General features: G+C 66.8%; 1 protein-coding gene. It reads left to right on the top strand.

Annotated features, from left to right (window positions below; all coding sequences use genetic code 11):
• On the top strand, nucleotides 1–410 hold a 410-nt coding region (gene ilvN / locus CVH10_RS17775), incomplete at its 5' end, for an acetolactate synthase small subunit (RefSeq protein WP_106489356.1).
• Nucleotides 411–419: the final 9 nt, after the last annotated feature.

Raw genomic sequence — 419 nt, 5'->3', positions numbered from 1 at the left:
ACAATATCGAAAGCCTGACCGTGTCGGAGGTGACCGCGGACAAGGCGGTCAGCCGGATCACGATCGTCACCAGCGCATCGCCCGCGACGCTGGAGCAGATCGTGGCGCAGCTCGACCGGCTGGTGCCCGTCCACCGCGTCCACGATCTGACCGCGGAGGGGCCGCATGTCGAGCGCGAGCTGGCGCTGGTGAAGGTGCGCGGTACCGGCGATCATCGGATCGAGGCGCTGCGCCTGGCCGACGTCTATCGCGCGCGCGTCGTCGATGCGACGACCAGCAGCTTCGTCTTCGAGGTGACCGGCGGGATCGAGAAGATCGACAAGTTCGTCGAGCTGATGGGCGAAGTCGGCCTGATCGAAGTCGCCCGCACCGGCATCGTCGCCATCGCCCGCGGCAAGGACGCCGCGTAAATCAATCAC

This window comes from Halomonas sp. ND22Bw, from assembly GCF_003011945.1.
GTDB lineage: Bacteria > Pseudomonadota > Gammaproteobacteria > Pseudomonadales > Halomonadaceae > Halomonas > Halomonas halophila.
The sequence above is the reverse complement of the archived record's forward strand: the minus strand, read 5'-3'. Positions and strand labels throughout refer to the sequence as shown.